General features: G+C 42.4%; 16 protein-coding genes. 15 read left to right on the top strand and 1 reads right to left on the bottom strand.

Annotated features, from left to right (window positions below; all coding sequences use genetic code 11):
• Positions 1-210 precede the first annotated feature (210 nt).
• Together ravA and viaA are read left to right on the top strand one after the other, a co-directional pair.
• Complete coding sequence (gene ravA, locus M1E93_RS00265) at positions 211-1,725, top strand: ATPase RavA (RefSeq protein WP_004923961.1); 1,515 nt, start codon at positions 211-213, stop codon at positions 1,723-1,725.
• A 2-nt stretch (positions 1,726-1,727) separates the two neighbouring features.
• Positions 1,728-3,185 carry an ATPase RavA stimulator ViaA gene (gene viaA, locus M1E93_RS00260; protein WP_004923962.1) on the top strand — a complete coding sequence of 486 codons (1,458 nt, stop codon included), beginning with the start codon at positions 1,728-1,730 and terminating at the stop codon, positions 3,183-3,185.
• Here the strand turns inward: viaA and asnA are convergent, their stop codons facing one another.
• On the bottom strand, positions 3,186-4,178 hold the full coding sequence (gene asnA, locus M1E93_RS00255) for an aspartate--ammonia ligase (RefSeq protein WP_004923963.1): 993 nt from the start codon (positions 4,176-4,178) through the stop codon (positions 3,186-3,188).
• A gap of 161 nt (positions 4,179-4,339) precedes the next feature.
• On the opposite strand from asnA, the gene asnC reads away from it, so the two are divergent.
• From asnC to M1E93_RS00190, 13 genes are all read left to right on the top strand, one after another.
• Complete coding sequence (asnC, locus tag M1E93_RS00250) at positions 4,340-4,801, top strand: transcriptional regulator AsnC (protein ID WP_004923964.1); 462 nt, start codon at positions 4,340-4,342, stop codon at positions 4,799-4,801.
• 91 nt (positions 4,802-4,892) lie between these two features.
• Entirely contained in the window at positions 4,893-5,327 is a 435-nt protein-coding gene (gene mioC, locus M1E93_RS00245; RefSeq protein WP_104873098.1) for an FMN-binding protein MioC, read from the top strand.
• Positions 5,328-5,711: 384 nt separating this feature from the next.
• Positions 5,712-7,601: a tRNA uridine-5-carboxymethylaminomethyl(34) synthesis enzyme MnmG gene (mnmG, locus tag M1E93_RS00240; RefSeq protein WP_004923968.1), complete on the top strand. Its 1,890-nt coding sequence runs from the start codon at positions 5,712-5,714 to the stop codon at positions 7,599-7,601.
• A gap of 2 nt (positions 7,602-7,603) precedes the next feature.
• Entirely contained in the window at positions 7,604-8,227 is a 624-nt protein-coding gene (gene rsmG / locus M1E93_RS00235; RefSeq protein WP_014657142.1) for a 16S rRNA (guanine(527)-N(7))-methyltransferase RsmG, read from the top strand.
• Between the two features lie 601 nt (positions 8,228-8,828).
• Positions 8,829-9,206: a F0F1 ATP synthase subunit I gene (gene atpI, locus M1E93_RS00230; protein WP_004923974.1), complete on the top strand. Its 378-nt coding sequence runs from the start codon at positions 8,829-8,831 to the stop codon at positions 9,204-9,206.
• A 33-nt stretch (positions 9,207-9,239) separates the two neighbouring features.
• Positions 9,240-10,058, top strand: coding sequence for a F0F1 ATP synthase subunit A (gene atpB, locus M1E93_RS00225; RefSeq protein WP_004923976.1), 819 nt, complete (start codon positions 9,240-9,242; stop codon positions 10,056-10,058).
• Positions 10,059-10,104: 46 nt separating this feature from the next.
• On the top strand, positions 10,105-10,326 hold the full coding sequence (atpE, locus tag M1E93_RS00220) for a F0F1 ATP synthase subunit C (protein WP_004923979.1): 222 nt from the start codon (positions 10,105-10,107) through the stop codon (positions 10,324-10,326).
• Between the two features lie 57 nt (positions 10,327-10,383).
• Positions 10,384-10,854 carry a F0F1 ATP synthase subunit B gene (atpF, locus tag M1E93_RS00215; RefSeq protein ID WP_004923980.1) on the top strand — a complete coding sequence of 157 codons (471 nt, stop codon included), beginning with the start codon at positions 10,384-10,386 and terminating at the stop codon, positions 10,852-10,854.
• A gap of 12 nt (positions 10,855-10,866) precedes the next feature.
• Positions 10,867-11,400 (top strand): F0F1 ATP synthase subunit delta, encoded by a 534-nt coding sequence (gene atpH / locus M1E93_RS00210; RefSeq protein ID WP_004923982.1) that lies wholly within the window; start codon positions 10,867-10,869, stop codon positions 11,398-11,400.
• A 14-nt stretch (positions 11,401-11,414) separates the two neighbouring features.
• On the top strand, positions 11,415-12,956 hold the full coding sequence (gene atpA / locus M1E93_RS00205) for a F0F1 ATP synthase subunit alpha (RefSeq protein WP_004923988.1): 1,542 nt from the start codon (positions 11,415-11,417) through the stop codon (positions 12,954-12,956).
• A 54-nt stretch (positions 12,957-13,010) separates the two neighbouring features.
• Positions 13,011-13,874 carry a F0F1 ATP synthase subunit gamma gene (atpG, locus tag M1E93_RS00200; protein ID WP_004923989.1) on the top strand — a complete coding sequence of 288 codons (864 nt, stop codon included), beginning with the start codon at positions 13,011-13,013 and terminating at the stop codon, positions 13,872-13,874.
• A gap of 34 nt (positions 13,875-13,908) precedes the next feature.
• The gene (gene atpD, locus M1E93_RS00195) at positions 13,909-15,291 is read left to right on the top strand and encodes a F0F1 ATP synthase subunit beta (RefSeq protein WP_004923990.1); all 1,383 of its coding nucleotides are present in this window, start codon (positions 13,909-13,911) and stop codon (positions 15,289-15,291) included.
• 21 nt (positions 15,292-15,312) lie between these two features.
• On the top strand, positions 15,313-15,738 hold the full coding sequence (locus M1E93_RS00190; protein ID WP_004923991.1) for a F0F1 ATP synthase subunit epsilon: 426 nt from the start codon (positions 15,313-15,315) through the stop codon (positions 15,736-15,738).
• Positions 15,739-15,746 lie beyond the last annotated feature (8 nt).

Raw genomic sequence — 15,746 nt, 5'->3', positions numbered from 1 at the left:
AATGTTGTTGGCTAAGATTTGTGATCACCATCGAAACGTTTCGTTAACGCCAAAAAGAGAAGAAAAGATGAAAGTATTGAATTAGTTATAGCTGAATCGTTTTTGTTGATAGTGAGTCTAAATCAAAGAAAAATGACAAAATTCGTTGCAAAATTGGCACCTCGATGGATAACCTAGCAATAAATGACATAAATAATAAAAGGAACGAATATGCAGTTAGCGGAAAGAATCGCCCAACTTAGCAATTACCTTGAAAGTGGTTTGTATGAACGCCAGCAAGCAATTCGTTTATGTTTATTGGCCACATTAAGTGGTGAAAGTGTCTTTCTTTTAGGGCCTCCAGGTATCGCTAAAAGCTTAATTGCACGCCGCATGAAGTATGCGTTTCGCCACGCGAATGCGTTCGAATATTTAATGACCCGTTTTTCCACACCAGAGGAAATTTTTGGGCCATTATCCATCCAAGCTTTAAAAGATGAAGGGCGCTATCAACGACTAACAAAAGGCTATTTACCTGATGCTGAGGTGGTTTTTCTTGATGAAATTTGGAAAGCTGGCCCCGCTATCTTAAATACCCTACTCACCGCTATCAATGAACGGAAATTCCGTAATGGGGATGGTGAAAGTGCTATTCCTATGCGTTTATTAGTCACCGCATCTAACGAGCTTCCTGATGCAGACAATAGCTTGGAAGCGCTATTTGACCGAATGCTTATCCGTATTTGGCTCGATAAAGTACAAGAAAAACAAAACTTCCGAGCGTTGCTGACAGGTAAATCCCCCCAAGATGAGTCACTGGTTCCTGAACACTTAAAAATCAGTGATGATGAATATAAAGAGTGGCAACAGCAAATCCCTAAAATTACGCTGCCCGATCACTGTTTTGAACTTATTTATCAACTCCGCCAGCAACTGGATGCCACCGATAAACACCTTTATGTCTCGGATAGACGCTGGAAAAAAGCGGTCTATTTATTACAAGCCAGTGCGTTTTTTAATGGGCGAAATACCATTTCACCCCTTGATATCATCCTATTAAAAGATTGTTTATGGCATGACATGCAATCGATGAATGCCTTACCTCAATTACTCAAGTCCATATTAGAAGAAGATGGCTGGCAACAGAGAAAACTCTCTCGTGAAATAGAAATGCTCTACCAAGAGTGGACCTCATCAACCCAAGATCAAAACAATCAAAATGCTTTTAAGGTCAATAAAAATACGCCAATGTTTGCTCGTAAGCCAACGTACACTCTTCCAGAAAATATCAAAGAGGGGCGTTTAACGCTATTTTTGCATAAGCCACTACAGTTACATGATATAAAAGTAACGTTTATTACCACGGATAAAAAGTTACTGACTCATTTTCTAACGAAAGGTACTACTCTATCAGCTCACCTCAATGGTATTGGTTTTGCACAAGAAATTGCTGCTGAAATTAATAACTTAAATCAGATTCAGCTATTAGATGTGAGTCACCAAGCTTCCACTCTTTATTTACAAGAATCCACCACCACCGTCGATAAAACGGATAACACACAATGGTTAGAAAAGCTTGATAAGATCCAACAAGATATTCAATCGGCGCGTTATCAATTTGAACAACAACAGCCCAATTTATTTATTGAATCAAGCTGGCTGGCAGGAATCGAAGGAAGCTTTATGAAGTTAACTGAAAAGCTCACTCAGTTACGTAATCAAATAACAGGAAAAATGGCGGATTAACTATGCTGAGTTTAGCCACGCTAGACTTATTGCTTTCCGTTAATGAAAGCCAGCTTATAGAAGAGATTATTATCTCTCTTCTTGCCACACCTCAACTCGCCGTTTTCTTTGAAAAACACCCTCGACTTAAAAAAGCCCTGTTAAAAGATTTATCGGAATGGAAAAAAGATCTTAAACAAAAGCTGCAAGATGCCTTAGTGCCTGCTCAACTCGCTGAGGAGTTTCAACTTTATCAACAGTCTCTTGGTCAAGCGACTGAGTTATTTTTTAATCAATTACCCGAGATTATTGAAACACTAAAAGCCATAGACTCTCCTTTTTATGCCGAAGCCTGCAAATTAAGTTCAGGTAAAATAGAGAATAAAAGCGCTAGGCAAAGTTTATTTATCCAACGCTGGCGGATCAGTTTGATATTGCAGGTGACAACTTTACATAAGGAGTTATTAGAGCAAGAAAAAGAGCAGTTACTCGCTGAACTACAACAACGGCTCGCGTTAAGCGGTAATCTCGAAGAGATTTTAGGCGAAAATGAGCGGGCTGCTGGCCGGTTATGGGATTTAAGTAAAGGGCTAAATACAGCATCAGCCTATAATGATAAGTTATTGAATCAATATAGTGATTTTTTACGTCAACAACCTGAATTGGAAAAGATAGCTCAATTATTAGGCCGCAGCCAATCTGCTCGCACCCTGCCTGAAGATAGCGTGCTGCTAGAGCCAATGACTATCTTCGAGAAAGTCCCTGAAACAATACCAGAGCAAGTTGATGGATTAAGCCAAAGTGATGACGTATTACGACTATTACCTACCGAATTAGCGATGTTAGGGCTTGAAGAAATTGAGTTTGAGTTCTATCGAAAACTGCTTGAAAAGCAGTTAATCACTTATCGTCTCCAAGGAGAAAGTTGGCAAGAAAGACGAGTATTGCGCCCCGTAACTCACCATCATCATGAAGAGCAACCTAGAGGGCCTTTTATTGTCTGTATTGACACTTCAGGCTCTATGGGGGGAATAAATGAGCGATGTGCAAAAGCATTTTGCCTCGCATTATTAAAAATTGCACTGGCAGATAACCGTTCATGTCACATCATGTTATTTTCTACTGAACTCGTCCATTATGATTTACTCTCCGTGGATGGTTTAGAGCAGTGTATTCGTTTTTTACACCAAACATTTCGTGGAGGAACAGATTTAGCTAACTGTTTGCAAGAAACGGTCAAAAAACTCGAAACCCCGACATGGTCAGATGCTGACGCGGTGGTGATTTCCGATTTTGTTTCTCAACGTTTGCCTGACGAATTAATCAAAAAGATAAGATCCCTTCAGCAGGTAGGGAAATACCGCTTCCATGCGGTATCTGTTTCAAATTATGGGAAACCCGGCATCATGAAGATATTTGATCATATCTGGCGCTTTGATACCGGATTAAAAAGCAGGTTATTGCGCCGCTTTAGTCGCTAACTACAGCATACCCGCAACAGATTCACGAGTTTCTGGAGACCAAACACCACATTGAACTTGGCCAATGTGCTGACGTTGGAGCAGTAACATCACTAAACGTGACTGACCAATACCGCCGCCGATAGTCTGTGGCATTTTGCCTTCGACTAATGCTTGGTGCCATTCTAGCTCCATGCGCTTTTCATCGCCTGTTAAGCTTAGCTGACGAGTCAAGCACTCAGGGCTAACACGGATCCCCATTGACGAGATTTCAAATGCGTCTTGCAACACTGGGTTCCACACAATGATGTCACCGTTTAAGCCTTTAAAGCCATCTTCGTTTTCAGTTGTCCAGTCATCGTAGTCTGGTGCACGCACATCATGCGCTTCACCGTTTGATAGCTTCCCACCGATACCGATAAGGAAAACAGCGCCTAATTCTTTAGCAATCGCACGTTCACGGCCTTTTGCATCTAAATCAGGATAGCGTTGTAGCAGTTCTTCACTGTGGATAAAGTGAATTTGGTCTGGCAGGAACGGTGCCAGCCCAAATTCGCTGCTAATTGCGGCTTCTGTTTGTTTTATTGCCTGATAGATTTTACCCACTGTCTGCTTCAGATAAGGAAGTGTACGCTCCTCATCTGCCATCACTTTTTCCCAATCCCACTGATCAACGTAAACAGAGTGGATTGGTGTTAAGCGATCTTCGTCCGGACGTAACGCTTTCATATGAGTATAAAGGCCTTGACCTTGTTTAAAATCGAAACGGCCTAATGTCTTACGTTTCCATTTAGCCAAGGAGTGAACCACTTCAAAGGTTGCGTCAGGAATTGATTTTACTTTTACTTGAACCGCTTTTTCATGGCCTGACAAGTTATCCTGAGTTCCATCACCTAAACGGCTTAAGATAGGACCTTGAACTTCAATTAAGCCAAGCTCTTTTTCAAGTAAACGTGAAAAATAAGATTTAACAAAGCTGATTTGCTGCTGTTGTTCGATGAATGATTTGTCCATTTTATTTACCCATAATTTGTTAGCTGCGTTAGCCGATGTGTAGATTAAGCAACAAAACAGGGGTGGAATTCAATATACTTCATTAAAAAAACACTTTCCCATTTATTTTATCTAAAAAAATGGGTATAAAAATGAGAATCCGTTAAATTAAGGAGGTAATAATGCCTGAAAATTATCAAATCGATAATCTCGATCGTGACATACTTCACGAATTAATGCGCAATGCACGTACAGCTTATGCTGAACTTGCTAAAAAATTCTCCGTTAGCCCAGGTACTATTCACGTCCGTGTAGAAAAAATGAAGCAGGCAGGGATCATTACAGGAACACGTATTGATATCAGCCCGAAACAACTCGGTTTTGATGTGTGCTGCTTTATTGGCATTATTTTGAAAAGTGCTAAAGATTATCACACCGCCCTCAAAAAATTAGACGCCCTAGAAGAAGTAGTTGAGGTCTACTATACGACTGGGCAGTACAGTATTTTTATTAAGGTGATGTGCCGATCTATTGATGCCCTCCAAGACGTACTTATCAACAAAATTCAAACTATCGATGAAATTCAATCGACAGAAACGCTGATCTCGCTACAGAACCCGATCATGAGAACAATCACCCCATAGAAAAAAATTTATATAACCACATTATCCACAGGTAGATCCCAGCTCATTCACAGCGTACAATAACGCCCTAATATTGCTATCAGGAATCACCATGACAAAAGTAACCCTAATTAGTGGCAGCACAATGGGCAGTGCTGAGTATGTTGCAGAACATATGGCTGAGATCTTAGAAGAACTTGGTTATGAAACAGAAGTGCAGCATGGGCCTGATCTTGACTCACTTCCACGTGAAGGTTTATGGCTGGTGGTGAGTTCCACTCATGGGGCAGGCGATCTTCCTGAAAATATTCAACCTCTAGCTGAACAAATTGAAAGCCAATCCCCTGATCTTAGTCAGGTGCTGTTTGGTAGTGTAGGTATCGGTAGTTCTGAATATGACACTTTCTGTGGTGCGATCCATAAATTAAGTCGCCTATTAGTCGATCATGGGGCGAAAAGGATCGGTGAGCCACTAGAAATCGATGTACAGCAACACGAAATACCGGAAGATCCGGCAGGGGAATGGGTTAAAATTTGGGCAAACTAACTCTAGTTTGTTCAAAATAACAACGAACAGATGTGGATAACTCTGGTAAGATCGCGGTATTAACCCGTAGTTATCCATAGTATAAGTTTTAAAGGGTCGGGTGCCTGTGCATAACCCCCCTTTTAGATCCCAGCTTATACGCAAAAGGATCACGGATCATTCACAGTATATGATCCTTTACACTTTTATGATCTTTAAAGTGAAAAGTCAGTTATTCACAGATATCGATGATCCTAATAAAAGATCTAATAAAGAGATCTTTAAATAAAAAGATCTTTATATAATAAGGCTCGGATCAACTTAGCTTGGTCTATCCTTAAAACTTGAGTAGAATTCTCTCCTCGAATGCAACACTCAGCATTTTTCTAACGTTAAGGTTCACACATGTTTTATCCAGAGCAATTTGACGTCATCGTAATTGGTGGTGGTCATGCCGGTACTGAAGCAGCAATGGCAGCTGCACGTATGGGGCGTCAAACCCTATTACTGACTCACAATATTGATACATTGGGCCAGATGTCTTGCAACCCAGCCATCGGTGGGATCGGTAAGGGGCATCTGGTAAAAGAAATTGATGCCCTTGGTGGCCTAATGGCTATCGCGACAGACAAAGCGGGTATTCAATTTAGAACCCTCAATGCCAGTAAAGGGCCAGCTGTTCGTGCAACTCGAGCACAAGCAGACCGCGTCCTTTATCGCCAAGCGGTAAGAACGGCTTTAGAAAATCAACCAAATCTCATGATCTTCCAACAACCCGTGGAAGACTTAATTGTGGAAAATAACACGGTTACTGGTGCGGTAACCCGTATGGGGCTGAAATTTAAAGCCAAAGCAGTTGTGTTGACAGTCGGTACTTTCCTTGATGGAAAAATCCACATTGGTTTAGAAAATTACAGTGGTGGACGAGCAGGGGATCCCCCATCTGTTTCACTGTCACAGCGCCTAAGAGAATTACCTTTACGTGTTAATCGTTTAAAAACGGGTACACCACCAAGAATTGATGCTAGAACAATAGATTTTAGCCAATTAGCTCAACAGCTTGGTGATGATCCAATGCCTGTATTCTCCTTTTTAGGATCACAGGATCAACATCCACAACAGATGCCTTGCTATATCACTCATACGAATGAAAAAACCCATGATGTGATTAGAAATAACCTTGATCGTAGCCCAATGTATGCTGGGATCATTGAAGGGATCGGTCCTCGTTATTGCCCATCGATCGAAGATAAAGTCATGCGCTTTGCCGATCGTGACGCTCACCAGATCTTTTTAGAACCTGAAGGGTTAACGAGCAATGAAATATACCCTAATGGGATCTCCACCAGCCTACCATTTGATGTACAGATGCAAATTGTCCACTCAATGAAAGGGATGGAAAATGCAAGGATCGTACGTCCGGGTTACGCTATTGAGTATGATTTCTTTGACCCTAGAGACCTAAAACAAACACTTGAAAGTAAGTTTATTAATGGTTTGTTCTTTGCTGGTCAAATTAACGGAACTACAGGTTATGAAGAAGCTGGTGCGCAAGGGTTGCTAGCTGGCTTAAATGCGGCTCAATATGCTTTTGATTTAGAAGGTTGGTTCCCTCGTCGTGACCAAGCTTACATGGGAGTGCTGGTGGATGACCTTTGCACCCTAGGAACAAAAGAGCCTTACCGTATGTTTACTTCTCGTGCAGAATATCGATTAATGTTACGTGAGGACAATGCTGACTTGCGCTTAACAGAAAAAGGTCGTGAGTTAGGATTAGTCGATGATGTCCGTTGGGCTCACTTTAACAACAAAGTTGAGTTGATTGAGAAAGAGCGTCAACGCCTAAAAGATATTTGGGTTCATCCAAAATCTGAAGGTCATGATGAAATCAATCAGATACTGTCAGTTCCGCTTTCTAAAGAAGCGAACGGGGAAGACTTATTACGTCGCCCTGAAATGGATTACCAAACATTAATTTCACTAAGCCGTTTTGCACCGGGGATCACCGATCCTCAAGCTGCGGATCAAGTTGAAATTCAAGTGAAATATGAAGGTTATATCGCTCGTCAGCAAGAAGAGATTGAGCGCCAACTACGCAATGAAAACACCTTATTGCCTGTTGATCTTGATTATAAGCAAGTCAAAGGGTTATCAAATGAAGTGATGGCTAAGCTAAATGATCATAAGCCAACTTCAATTGGTCAAGCTTCGCGTATTTCGGGAATTACTCCAGCAGCAATTTCCATCTTGCTTGTTTGGTTAAAAAAGCAAGGCATGTTGCGTAGGAGCGCTTAATAATGAGTTTATTAGCACAACTAACGCGCTTATCGGCTCTCGCGAACATTGAATTAACCGATCAACAAAAGCAGCAGCTAGTGGGATATGTCGAACTACTGGCGAAATGGAATAAGGCTTATAACCTGACCTCTGTTCGTGACCCTCAACAAATGTTAATCCGTCATATTATGGATAGCATAGTGGTGAACGGTCAGCTTAAGGGCACATCATTTATTGATGTTGGAACGGGGCCGGGGTTGCCTGGAGTACCGTTAGCGATTGTTCGACCTGATTCGCATTTTGTTTTACTTGATAGTTTAGGGAAGCGAATTCGCTTCCTCAAACAAGTCCAACATGAGCTAGGGTTAAATAATATTGAGCCGATTCAATCACGTGTTGAAGAGTATCAGCCTGAAGCAGGGTTTGATGGCGTAATTAGCCGCGCATTTGCTTCCTTAAGTGATATGTTGAGCTGGTGCCATCATCTGCCAAATGCTTCTGGGAAGTTCTATGCATTGAAGGGAGCGGTGCGTGAAGAGGAACTGACTGACTTACCTGATAATTTTTCAATTGATACCATCGTTGAATTGAACGTGCCTGAACTTGATGAACAACGTCATTTAGTGATTTTATCTTTAAAATAAAGTTGCTTTTCATCAATAAATTTTTATCTTTTAGAGCTTTAGCAGTAGCATTTACAATGTTACTGCTATTTTTATTTTTACCTTATTCTCTCAATTCGGGTTTTACGTGATATTTACACGGTAATAACGAATAACTAGCAAAAATGAACATTAGAGATTAAAAAATATCTCTAAATGGATATTTTAGATAAATCCAGTTTGTGTCTTAGTTAATTAATAATGAAATATTTGATTTATTATGGCTTTTTTTTGTTTAAAAAATATCGCTTTTAATTATTTGATTTATGGCTCAAATCTTTTTTTTCTTAGTGAGAACGCGGGAGTCCGCTAATAATCTGAACAGTAAATATTGTGATACTCATCACAGAAAAATGTTTTTAGTTGTCGAGTCATTAACTATTTATTAATTATTATTGCCACATTTCTGCGCTATCTCGAAAAAATTAAATATTTATTCACCTTTTCGCTACTTACTGATTGAATTCATTTCGCCTGCCCGTATAATTTGCTCGTTTTTGTCTCTTGACACATTTAAGCAAAGACAGTTTTATACAACACTTAGCGTTTCTGAGGCTGAGAATAGCTGGGAGTACAAAAAGTTATGTCTGTATCCCTTTACGACAACAAATATGCTGTAAAGCAGTTGTCTTTTCAGTTAATAACTTTTGTGATCCTCAGTGGGGCTTTCTGTGCAAATAGTATAGAATGGGGGGCCTCTGCTCTTGCGGGTGGTTTAGCATGCTGGTTACCAAATATCGTATTTATGCTGCTAGTCCACTTTCAGAAAGCAAAAGAAGAGGATGAACCTGTCCGCATTGCCTGGTTCTTTGCATTAGGAGCAGGGCTAAAGGTTGTTACAACTATTATCGTACTAGTTGTTGCTTTTGGTGTGTTTAAAGCGTCATTAACACCACTGGGTTTGGCCTATTTAGCTGTGCTAATTGTTCAGATTGTTGCACCAGCCGTTTTTAAACGGTAAGTAATTTTAAACTACAAAAGGGTAAGAGGCATCATGTCTGCATCAGGAGAAGTGATGACTACAAATGAGTACATAGGTCACCATCTGAAAAACCTTCAGTTGGATCTACGTACCTTTGAGTTGGTCGATCCCCACGCTAGTCCAACATTTTGGACGTTGAACATTGACTCGCTTTTTTTCTCGATAGTTCTCGGGGCTCTGTTCCTGTGGCTATTTAGAAAAGTTGCAGTTAAAGCGACTAGTGGCGTACCCGGTAAGTTACAGACTGCAATAGAACTGATCATTGGTTTTGTTAATAATACCGTTCGTGATATGTATCACGGCAAGAGCAAAGTTATTGCTCCTTTGGCATTAACTGTGTTCGTCTGGGTATTTTTGATGAACCTTCTGGATTTACTCCCTATCGACTTTATTCCATACATTGGTGAGCACTATTTAGGTTTACCTGCTCTGCGTATTGTTCCAACAGCAGATGTCAGTATCACTATGTCTATGGCGATTGGCGTGTTTATCCTAATCCTCTTCTACAGCATTAAGATGAAAGGAATTGGTGGATTTACTAAAGAGTTAACTCTTCAGCCATTTAATCATCCAGTTTTTATTCCTATCAACTTAATTCTTGAAGGGGTAAGCCTGCTATCAAAACCTATATCACTCGGTCTGCGACTGTTTGGTAATATGTATGCGGGTGAATTGATCTTTATTCTTATCGCGGCTCTGCTTCCGTGGTGGTCACAGTGGTTGTTAAGCCTACCTTGGGCTATCTTCCACATACTGATTATTACGTTACAAGCCTTTATTTTTATGGTTCTAACGATTGTCTATCTGTCGATGGCATCTGAAGAGCATTAATTTAACTATCAATTATTGATTAAACTGAAACAAACTGGAGACTATCATGGAACTTGGTATCTTGGCTGCCGCTGTAATGATGGGATTAGCGGCAATCGGTGCTGCTATCGGTATCGGCATCCTAGGTGGTAAATTTTTAGAAGGAGCTGCTCGTCAGCCAGATTTAATCCCTCTGCTGCGTACTCAGTTCTTTATCGTAATGGGTCTAGTCGACGCTATTCCGATGATTGCAGTTGGTCTGGGCCTATATGTGATGTTTGCTAGTTAGCCCTAAACCGCTAACTATTTTGAATATCAAGTGATAATTGAATAAGAGGTATTGTCTGTGAATCTAAATGCAACAATCCTCGGCCAGGCTATCGCGTTTGTCCTGTTTGTTTGGTTCTGTATGAAGTATGTATGGCCACCGATTATGGCGGCCATTGAAAAACGTCAAAAAGAAATTGCTGACGGTTTATCTTCCGCAGAACGTGCTAAAAAGAACCTGGAACTGGCGCAAACCGACGCAACCGACCGACTGAAAAAAGCGAAAGCTGAAGCTCAGGTCATCATCGAACAAGCGAATAAACAACGCAATCAGATGATTGAAGAAGCAAAAGCAGAAGCTGAAGCAGAACGTACAAAAATCGTCGCACAAGCCCAAGCAGAAATTGATGCTGAGCGTAAACGTGCACGTGAAGAGCTACGTAAACAGGTTGCGATGCTTGCTGTCGCAGGTGCCGAGAAGATCATCGAACGTTCCGTGGATGAAGCTGCTAACAGCGACATCGTTGATAAACTAGTCGCTGAACTGTAAGGAGGGAGGGGCATGTCTGAAATCGCTACTGTAGCTCGCCCCTACGCCAAAGCAGCTTTTGACTTTGCTGTGGAAAATCAATCTGTTGAAAAATGGCAAAATATGCTGGCCTTCACCTCTGAGGTGACGCGCAATGAACAGGTTGGTGAGCTACTTTCTGGGTCTATTGCCCCTGATAGGTTAGCAAAAACGTTTATCTCTGTTTGTGGAGATGAAATTGACGAGCATGTTCAAAATCTGATTCGTATTATGGCTGAAAACGGGCGTTTGAGTACGCTACCAGAAGTGTTAGCTCAATTTATCCAATTGCGCGATACCCTGGAATCAACGATTGAAGTTGATGTTATCTCTGCTAACGAATTGAATGAACAGCAGTTAGCCAAAATTTCTGCAGCGATGGAAAAACGTCTGTCACGCAAAGTTAAGCTGAATTGCAAAATTGATAAGTCTGTTATTGCCGGAGTGATTATTCGTGCTGGAGACCTCGTTATTGACGGGAGTGTCCGCGGTCGCTTAGAGCGTTTAACTGACGTCTTGCAGTCTTAAGGGGACTGGAGCATATGCAACTGAATTCCACCGAAATCAGCGAACTGATCAAACAGCGTATTGCTCAGTTCGATGTTGTGAGTGAAGCTCACAATGAAGGTACGATTGTATCCGTTAGTGACGGTATCATTCGTATTCACGGTTTAGCCGAAGTCATGCAGGGTGAAATGATCGCTCTGCCTGGTAACCGTTACGCAATCGCATTGAACTTGGAGCGCGACTCCGTTGGTGCGGTTGTTATGGGTCCTTATGCTGACTTAGCTGAGGGCATGAAAGTTAAATGTACTGGTCGTATTCTTGAAGTTCCAGTGGGTCGTGGCCTGCTAGGACGTGTTGTGAATACACTGGGTGAACCTATTGATGGTAAAGGTCCTGTTGAGCACGATGGCTTCTCACCAGTAGAAGTGATTGCTCCAGGTGTTATCGACCGTCAATCTGTTGATCAACCTGTACAAACTGGTTATAAATCAGTCGATGCGATGATTCCAATCGGTCGTGGTCAGCGTGAGCTTATCATCGGTGACCGTCAAACAGGTAAAACTGCTTTGGCAATCGATGCAATCATCAACCAACGTGATTCTGGCATCAAATGTGTTTACGTTGCTATCGGTCAGAAAGCATCAACGATTTCTAACGTTGTTCGTAAACTGGAAGAACACGGCGCATTAGCTAACACCATCGTTGTTGTTGCAACTGCATCTGAATCAGCTGCACTGCAATACTTAGCACCATACTCTGGTTGTGCGATGGGTGAGTATTTCCGTGACCGTGGTGAAGATGCACTGATCGTTTACGATGACCTGTCTAAGCAGGCTGTCGCGTATCGTCAGATTTCACTATTGCTACGTCGTCCACCTGGACGTGAAGCTTACCCTGGTGACGTTTTCTATCTGCATTCACGTTTGCTGGAGCGTGCTGCTCGCGTTAACGCTGAATACGTTGAAAACTTCACAAAAGGTGAAGTTAAAGGTAAAACAGGTTCATTGACAGCATTGCCTATCATTGAAACTCAGGCTGGTGACGTTTCTGCATTCGTTCCGACTAACGTAATTTCGATTACAGATGGTCAGATCTTCCTAGAATCTAACCTGTTTAACTCTGGTATTCGTCCAGCGGTTAACCCGGGTATTTCTGTATCGCGTGTTGGTGGTGCTGCTCAGACGAAAATCATCAAGAAACTCTCTGGTGGTATCCGTACAGCACTTGCTCAGTATCGTGAACTGGCAGCATTCTCTCAGTTTGCTTCAGACCTTGATGATGCAACGCGTAAGCAGTTGAATCATGGTCAGAAAGTAACTGAACTGCTGAAACAGAAACAATATGCACCGATGTCAGTTGCAGAGCAGGCACTGTCTCTGTTTGCTGCAGAACGTGGATATCTGGAAGATGTTGAGTTAGCGAAAATTGGTGCGTTTGAAGCTGCATTAGTTTCTTATGCATTGCGCGAGCATGCTGACCTTATGAATGAAATCGGCCAGGCGGGTAACTATAACGATGATATCGAAGGCAAGTTGAAAAAACTGCTCGAATCATTTAAAGCAACTCAGTCCTGGTAATACTATTCGGCCCGTAAATTTAAATGGGCCGTCTGGTTAAAAGGAGAAGCAGAAATGGCCGGCGCAAAAGAGATACGTTCCAAGATCGCCAGCGTGCAAAACACGCAGAAGATCACTAAAGCGATGGAAATGGTCGCTGCGTCCAAAATGCGTAAATCGCAGGAACGCATGGCGGCCAGCCGTCCTTATGCAGAGACTATGCGCAGTGTGATTGGTCACCTTGCGTTAGGGAATCTGGAATATAAACATCCATACCTTGAAGAGCGTGAAGTTAAGCGTGTTGGGTATCTGGTTGTTTCTACAGACCGTGGTTTGTGCGGTGGCTTGAACATTAACCTGTTCAAAAAGCTGTTGTCAGACATGAAGACGTGGTCTGAAAAAGGCGTTCAAGTTGACTTGGCTTTGATCGGTTCTAAAGCAGTATCATTCTTTGGTTCTGTTGGTGGCAATGTTGTCACACAGGTGACAGGAATGGGGGATAACCCAACGCTTTCAGACTTGATTGGCCCAGTTAACACTATGCTACAAGCCTATGATGAAGGGCGTTTGGATAAACTGTATGTGGTGACCAATAAGTTCATCAATACAATGTCTCAGGAGCCAACTATTCTTCAACTTCTGCCATTACCTGAAAGTAATGACGAGTCATTGAAGAAAAAATCTTGGGATTATTTATATGAACCCGATCCTAAGGCGTTGCTGGATACCCTGCTGCGTCGTTATATCGAGTCGCAGGTTTATCAGGGCGTCGTTGAAAACCTGGCTAGTGAGCAGGCCGCACGAATGGTAGCAATGAAAGCTGCTACCGATAATGGTGGAAACCTGATCAAAGAGTTGCAGTTGGTTTACAACAAAGCTCGTCAGGCCAGCATTACTCAGGAGCTTACCGAAATTGTTTCGGGTGCTGCCGCGGTTTAACAGCTAGGTTTACGAATTACGTAGAGGATTCAAGATGGCTACTGGAAAGATTATCCAGGTAATCGGCGCCGTTGTGGACGTCGAGTTCCCTCAAGATGCAGTACCAAAAGTGTACGATGCGCTTGAGGTTGTTAACGGTAAAGAAAAACTGGTGCTGGAAGTTCAGCAACAGTTAGGCGGTGGTGTTGTTCGTTGTATCGCAATGGGTACATCAGATGGCCTAAGCCGTGGTTTAGAAGTTAAAAATTTAGAACACCCAATTGAAGTACCAGTAGGTAAAGCAACACTAGGACGTATCATGAACGTTCTGGGTGACCCTATTGATATGAAAGGTGATATCGGCGAAGAAGAGCGTTGGTCTATTCACCGCGCTGCACCAAGCTACGAAGAGCTATCGAGCTCAACTGAACTGCTAGAGACAGGTATCAAAGTCATGGACTTGATCTGTCCATTCGCGAAAGGTGGTAAAGTTGGTCTGTTCGGTGGTGCGGGTGTTGGTAAAACGGTAAACATGATGGAACTTATCCGTAACATCGCGATTGAGCACTCAGGTTACTCAGTATTCGCAGGTGTTGGTGAGCGTACCCGTGAAGGTAACGACTTCTATCATGAAATGACAGATTCAAACGTTCTTGACAAAGTATCACTGGTTTATGGTCAGATGAATGAGCCACCAGGAAACCGTCTACGCGTAGCATTGACTGGTTTGACTATGGCTGAGAAATTCCGTGACGAAGGCCGTGATGTTCTGTTGTTCGTGGATAACATCTATCGTTATACACTGGCAGGTACAGAAGTATCGGCTCTGTTAGGTCGTATGCCATCAGCAGTAGGTTATCAGCCAACATTGGCAGAAGAGATGGGTGTTCTTCAAGAACGTATCACTTCTACTAAGACAGGTTCTATCACCTCTGTACAGGCTGTTTACGTACCTGCGGATGACTTGACTGACCCATCACCAGCAACAACCTTTGCTCACTTGGACGCAACAGTGGTTCTGAGCCGTCAAATCGCTTCTCTGGGTATTTACCCTGCGGTTGACCCTCTGGATTCAACTAGCCGTCAGCTTGACCCACTCATCGTTGGTCAAGAGCACTATGATGTTGCACGTGGCGTTCAGTCTATCCTTCAGCGTTACCAAGAACTGAAAGATATCATTGCAATTCTGGGTATGGATGAATTGTCTGAAGAAGACAAACTGGTTGTTGCTCGTGCTCGTAAGATCCAGCGCTTCCTGTCTCAACCATTCTTCGTTGCAGAAGTCTTTACTGGTTCACCAGGTAAGTTCGTTTCCCTGAAAGACACTATCCGTGGCTTCAAAGGCATTCTGAACGGCGATTACGACCACCTGCCAGAACAAGCGTTCTACATGGTTGGTACCATTGAAGAAGCTGTGGAAAAAGCTAAGAAGCTTTAATCTGGCTGACGGGAGGTTGATATGGTAGCTGCAATGACATACCACCTGACAGTTGTCAGCGCTGAAAAACAGATGTTTGAAGGGCTGGTACAAAAAATTCAGGTGACAGGTAGTGAAGGTGAACTGGGAATTTATCCACAGCACACCCCACTGCTGACTGCCATAAAACCGGGCATGGTACGTATTACTAAGCAATTTGGTGAAGAAGAGCTAATTTACCTCTCTGGCGGTATTTTAGAAGTGCAACCAAATGGCGTTATCGTACTGGCTGATACAGCTATCCGTGGTAAAGATTTAGATGAAGCGCGTGCGCTGGAATCTAAACGCAGAGCGGAAGAACATGTCCGTAAAGCTCACGGTGATGTTGATTATGCTCAGGCATCGGCAGAACTTGCGAAAGCAATAGCGAAACTTCGAGTTATCGAGTTAACTAAAAAGCTGATGTAATGAAGGCA

Source organism: Providencia sp. PROV272, from assembly GCF_049901975.1.
GTDB lineage: Bacteria > Pseudomonadota > Gammaproteobacteria > Enterobacterales > Enterobacteriaceae > Providencia > Providencia stuartii.
The sequence above is the reverse complement of the archived record's forward strand: the minus strand, read 5'-3'. Positions and strand labels throughout refer to the sequence as shown.

What these genes read in the sequence shown, in the direction of transcription:
- ravA (WP_004923961.1), top strand. Translation starts at nt 211, where the DNA reads ATGCAGTTAGCGGAAAGAATCGCCCAACTTAGCAATTACCTTGAAAGT.
- viaA (WP_004923962.1), top strand. Translation starts at nt 1,728, where the DNA reads ATGCTGAGTTTAGCCACGCTAGACTTATTGCTTTCCGTTAATGAAAGC.
- asnA (WP_004923963.1), bottom strand. Translation starts at nt 4,178, where the DNA reads ATGGACAAATCATTCATCGAACAACAGCAGCAAATCAGCTTTGTTAAA.
- asnC (WP_004923964.1), top strand. Translation starts at nt 4,340, where the DNA reads ATGCCTGAAAATTATCAAATCGATAATCTCGATCGTGACATACTTCAC.
- mioC (WP_104873098.1), top strand. Translation starts at nt 4,893, where the DNA reads ATGACAAAAGTAACCCTAATTAGTGGCAGCACAATGGGCAGTGCTGAG.
- mnmG (WP_004923968.1), top strand. Translation starts at nt 5,712, where the DNA reads ATGTTTTATCCAGAGCAATTTGACGTCATCGTAATTGGTGGTGGTCAT.
- rsmG (WP_014657142.1), top strand. Translation starts at nt 7,604, where the DNA reads ATGAGTTTATTAGCACAACTAACGCGCTTATCGGCTCTCGCGAACATT.
- atpI (WP_004923974.1), top strand. Translation starts at nt 8,829, where the DNA reads ATGTCTGTATCCCTTTACGACAACAAATATGCTGTAAAGCAGTTGTCT.
- atpB (WP_004923976.1), top strand. Translation starts at nt 9,240, where the DNA reads ATGTCTGCATCAGGAGAAGTGATGACTACAAATGAGTACATAGGTCAC.
- atpE (WP_004923979.1), top strand. Translation starts at nt 10,105, where the DNA reads ATGGAACTTGGTATCTTGGCTGCCGCTGTAATGATGGGATTAGCGGCA.
- atpH (WP_004923982.1), top strand. Translation starts at nt 10,867, where the DNA reads ATGTCTGAAATCGCTACTGTAGCTCGCCCCTACGCCAAAGCAGCTTTT.
- atpA (WP_004923988.1), top strand. Translation starts at nt 11,415, where the DNA reads ATGCAACTGAATTCCACCGAAATCAGCGAACTGATCAAACAGCGTATT.
- atpG (WP_004923989.1), top strand. Translation starts at nt 13,011, where the DNA reads ATGGCCGGCGCAAAAGAGATACGTTCCAAGATCGCCAGCGTGCAAAAC.
- atpD (WP_004923990.1), top strand. Translation starts at nt 13,909, where the DNA reads ATGGCTACTGGAAAGATTATCCAGGTAATCGGCGCCGTTGTGGACGTC.
- M1E93_RS00190 (WP_004923991.1), top strand. Translation starts at nt 15,313, where the DNA reads ATGGTAGCTGCAATGACATACCACCTGACAGTTGTCAGCGCTGAAAAA.